At 53.1% G+C, this 4,411-nt stretch carries 1 protein-coding gene and 2 rRNA genes; 2 read left to right on the forward strand and 1 reads right to left on the reverse strand.

Going from position 1 to position 4,411, the window contains the following annotated elements:
• Window positions 1-44 precede the first annotated feature (44 nt).
• A 23S ribosomal RNA gene (locus tag V7Z69_RS07210) occupies window positions 45-3,022 on the forward strand.
• A gap of 54 nt (window positions 3,023-3,076) precedes the next feature.
• A 5S ribosomal RNA gene (gene rrf / locus V7Z69_RS07215) occupies window positions 3,077-3,192 on the forward strand.
• 312 nt (window positions 3,193-3,504) lie between these two features.
• On the opposite strand, the gene deoC is transcribed toward rrf, so the two are convergent.
• Complete coding sequence (gene deoC / locus V7Z69_RS07220) at window positions 3,505-4,242, reverse strand: deoxyribose-phosphate aldolase (RefSeq protein WP_334139375.1); 738 nt, start codon at window positions 4,240-4,242, stop codon at window positions 3,505-3,507.
• Window positions 4,243-4,411: the final 169 nt, after the last annotated feature.

Raw genomic sequence — 4,411 nt, forward strand, 5'->3', positions numbered from 1 at the left:
ATTTGCACATTGACAGATATATATGGTGAATTAGGTAATGGAGAGGTTAAGGTATTAAGGGCGCACGGTGGATGCCTAGGCACCAGTAGCCGAGGAAGGGCGTGGCAAGCTGCGAAAAGCTTCGGGGAGGCGCAAGCGGCCTTTGATCCGGAGATGCCCGAATGGGGTAACCTGCTTGGAGGAGTCCAAGCATCCTGTAATAGGAGGGAACCCGGTGAAGTGAAACATCTCAGTAGCCGGAGGAGGAGAAATCAAACGAGATTCCCTGAGTAGTGGTGAGCGAAAGGGGAGTAGCCTAAACCGTGCAGATGTTAAAGGCTGCGGCTGTTGTCTGCATGGGGTTGAGGGACGCGTTGTGGGTATCCGCAGGTACCCGCCATGAAGCGCTTTTTAGCCGAACAGTGTTGGGAGAGCTGACCGTAGAGGGTGAAAGTCCCGTAGGCGAAAGGGAGCGTGTAGTGGTGGACGTGATCCCGAGTAGGCCGGAGCACGTGGAATTCCGGTTGAATCAGGGTGGACCACCATCCAAGGCTAAATACTACTGGTGACCGATAGTGCAGCAGTACCGAGAGGGAAAGGTGAAAAGCACCCCTGGCGGGGAGTGAAATAGACCTGAAACCGTGTGCTTACAAGCGATCGGAGTCTGGCATATGCTGGATGACGGTGTGCCTATTGAAGAATGAGCCGGCGAGTTACTTTACGTGGCGAGGTTAAGGGCTTTAAGGTCTGGAGCCGTAGGGAAACCGAGTCTGAATAGGGCGTTAAGTCGCGTGGAGTAGACCCGAAGCCGTACGATCTATCCATGGGCAGGTTGAAGTCCGGGTGAAACCGGATGGAGGACCGAACCAATCAGTGTTGAAAAACTGTTGGATGACCTGTGGATAGGAGTGAAAAGCTAATCGAGTACGGTGATAGCTGGTTCTCCCCGAAATGCATTGAGGTGCAGCCTCATGTTAGAAAGTGCTGGGGGTAGAGCACTGGTTGGACGATGGGGACTGGGGTCCTACTGACTTCAGCCAAACTCCGAATACTGGCACTGGATTCATGGGAGTGAGACTACGGGTGAGAAGGTCCGTGGTCGAGAGGGAAACAACCCAGACCGACAGCTAAGGTCCCTAAGCTACGCTAAGTGTTACAAGGATGTGGGGGAGCTTGGACAGCCAGGAGGTTGGCTTAGAAGCAGCCATCCTTGAAAGAGTGCGTAACAGCTCACTGGTCGAGCGCCCCTGCGCCGAAAATGTAGGGGGCTAAGCGTAGCGCCGAAGCTTCGGATGCCAGTACTAGGTACTGGTGTGGTAGGGGAGCGTTCCATGCGGGGTGAAGTTGAGCCGGGAGGCTTGGTGGACTGCATGGAAGTGAGAATGCCGGCATGAGTAGCGAGAAACGCGTGAGAACCGCGTTCACCGGAAGCCCAAGGGTTCCTGGGGAAGGTTTATCCTCCCAGGGTTAGGCGGGACCTAAGGCGAGGCTGAGAGGCGTAGCCGATGGACAGCAGGTAGACATTCCTGCCCCACCTTGGCGACGTTTGTACCGAAGGGGTGACGCAGGAGGCTAGGTGCGCAAGGTGCTGGAATACCTTGTCCAAGGAAGTAGGGGGGACGACCAGGCAAATCCGGTTGTCCGTTAACCCTGAGATCTGATGGGGAGCTCCTACGGGAGCGAAGGCATTGACGCCAAACTGCCGAGAAAAGCCTCTAGGGAGGAGTCAAGGTGCCCGTACCCGAGACCGACGCAGGTGGGCTGGCTGAGTAGGCTAAGGTGGACGAGAGAACCCTCGCTAAGGAACTCTGCAAGTTGACCCCGTAACTTCGGGAGAAGGGGTGCCCTTTCTGGTGAGGTGTATTAGCGATGCTGAGCTGGAGGGGGCCGCAGAAACCAGGCCCAGGCGACTGTTTAATAAAAACACAGGACTCTGCTTAAGGCGTAAGCCGAAGTATAGGGTCTGACGCCTGCCCGGTGCTGGAAGGTTAAGGGGAGGGGTTAGCCGCAAGGCGAAGCTCTGAACCGAAGCCCCAGTAAACGGCGGCCGTAACTATAACGGTCCTAAGGTAGCGAAATTCCTTGTCAGGTAAGTTCTGACCTGCACGAATGGCGTAACGATCTGGGCGCTGTCTCGGCGAGGGACTCGGTGAAATTGTGGTACCGGTAAAGACGCCGGTTACCCGTGGTGGGACGGAAAGACCCCGTGGAGCTTTACTGTAGCCTGATATTGGGTCTTGGTACGTCATGTACAGGATAGGTGGGAGGCTGTGAAGCGTGTGCGCCAGCATACGTGGAGCCGTCCTTGGGATACCACCCTTGATGTGCTGGGGTTCTAACCGCATAGGCTGAATCGTCATGCGGGACAGTGTCAGGTGGGCAGTTTGACTGGGGCGGTCGCCTCCTAAAGAGTAACGGAGGCGCGCGAAGGTTACCTCGAGGCGGATGGAAATCGCCTTTTAGAGCGCAAGGGTATAAGGTAGCCTTACTGTGAGACCGACAGGTCGAGCAGTCGCGAAAGCGGGTCCTAGTGATCCGGCGGTTCCGAGTGGAAGGGCCGTCGCTCATCGGATAAAAGCTACCCCGGGGATAACAGGCTGATCTTGCCCGAGAGTCCCTATCGACGGCAAGGTTTGGCACCTCGATGTCGGCTCGTCGCATCCTGGGGCTGAAGCAGGTCCCAAGGGTTGGTCTGTTCGCCCATTAAAGCGGTACGTGAGCTGGGTTTAGAACGTCGTGAGACAGTTCGGTCCCTATCCACCACGGGCGTAAGTGGTTTGAGGGGAGCTGCTCCTAGTACGAGAGGACCGGAGTGGACGCACCTCTAGTGTACCGGTTGTGTCGCCAGATGCATAAGCCGGGTAGCTATGTGCGGATCGGATAACCGCTGAAGGCATCTAAGCGGGAAGCCGGCCCCAAGATGAGACCACTTGCCGCGTTAAGCGGGTAAGGTCGCACGGAGATGACGTGCTTGATAGGCCAGAGGTGTAAGGCGTGTGAGCGCTTTAGCTGACTGGTACTAATAGACCGAGGCCTTAACCTCTCTGTTACCTAAGGCATCATATATGCTGTCAGTGTGTTAAGTTTTGTAGAGGTTTCTGGTGGCCATAGCGGAGGGGAAACACCCGGATCCATGCCGAACCCGGCAGTTAAGCCCTCCAGCGCCGATGGTACTGCGATGGGTAATCGTGGGAGAGTAGGTCGCCGCCAGAAACCTCTATCTCTTTCTACTCCTAAAACACACAAAAACATACAAAAAACTAAAACAAAAAAACTAAAAATCTAAAAAACAAACCCTAACCCCCAACCCCAAAAACAAAAAATCCCAAAAAACAAAAAAACAAATTCAACCCTAAATACTTAACAATAACGGCAATAACTGCAGCGTAAGGAAAGGTGACTGTGCACATACGGTATTACGTACCTTCCAATGACAAGAAACGGATTTTATAGATCTTATACAAGCGCAAAAAACAAGCCCCAGAGACGGCTCTGGGGCTTGTTTTAATTGTATGTCTGGGATATTTAGCATTGGCGGCTTGATAAAAGCTCCAGGGCCTTGGATGTGCCCAAACGGCTGGCCCCCAGGGCTACCAATATTTCGGCAGCCTTCATGGACCTTATTCCACCCGCAGCTTTTATCTTGAGTCCCGAGGAGTCGGAGGTAAGGGATTTAAGAAACGCCACGTCGAAGAATGTTACAGGGCCTTTCTCACCCGTGCCTGTCTTAATGTAGTCTATTCTGGCCTCTTCTGCCAGGGTTACGCACATGGCTTTCTGATGGTTTGTCAGGAGGTTGGTTTCTATGATTGCTTTCAGGCATATGTCACCAGCGGCTTCACGGAGGGTTTTCAGCTCCTCCAACAATGCCTTTTTGTCATTTTTAAGTATATTGACTATGTTTAAAACCACATCTACCTCGTCTGCTCCGTTTTCCCTTGCCCATTCTATCTCTTTGGCCTTTAAAACTGCAGGCAAGGCCCCTGAGGGGAAGGCTACGACCGTGCAGATCTTTTGGGGTTTGTCTTGCAGTACCTCTCTAGCCAGAGGAACCCAAGCAGGATAGATACACACCCCAGCAAACTGGTTCTCTACAGCTTCCTCGCATAGATTGATTATCTCCTCAGGCGAGGCGGTGCCGGAAAGTAGAGTGTGGTCAATGGAGCCTATGACATCTTCCTTTTTGACCCTTTCATAGAAGCCAGCTTCGGCCTTTGCTGCCGTTATCCCTGCTCTTTTGGCAAGCATTTCGATAATATCCATGGTATCACCTCTTGATCAGGCAATCGCACACTTCTGGGTCAGTTCCGTTTCCAGGAACCAGTGTCACTTCCTTTATCTCAACTACTCCTTGTCTGTGAAGGTACTGGAGCAAGCAAATCACCGATGATTTATCTATGCCTATGCGCTTTGAGGTTTCTTCTATGTTTAT

The sequence above is a fragment of the Thermovirga lienii genome, from assembly GCF_036847465.1.
Lineage (GTDB): Bacteria > Synergistota > Synergistia > Synergistales > Thermovirgaceae > Thermovirga > Thermovirga lienii.

Coding starts and splice junctions, on each gene's coding strand:
- deoC (WP_334139375.1), bottom strand. CDS start 4,242: ATGGATATTATCGAAATGCTTGCCAAAAGAGCAGGGATAACGGCAGCA.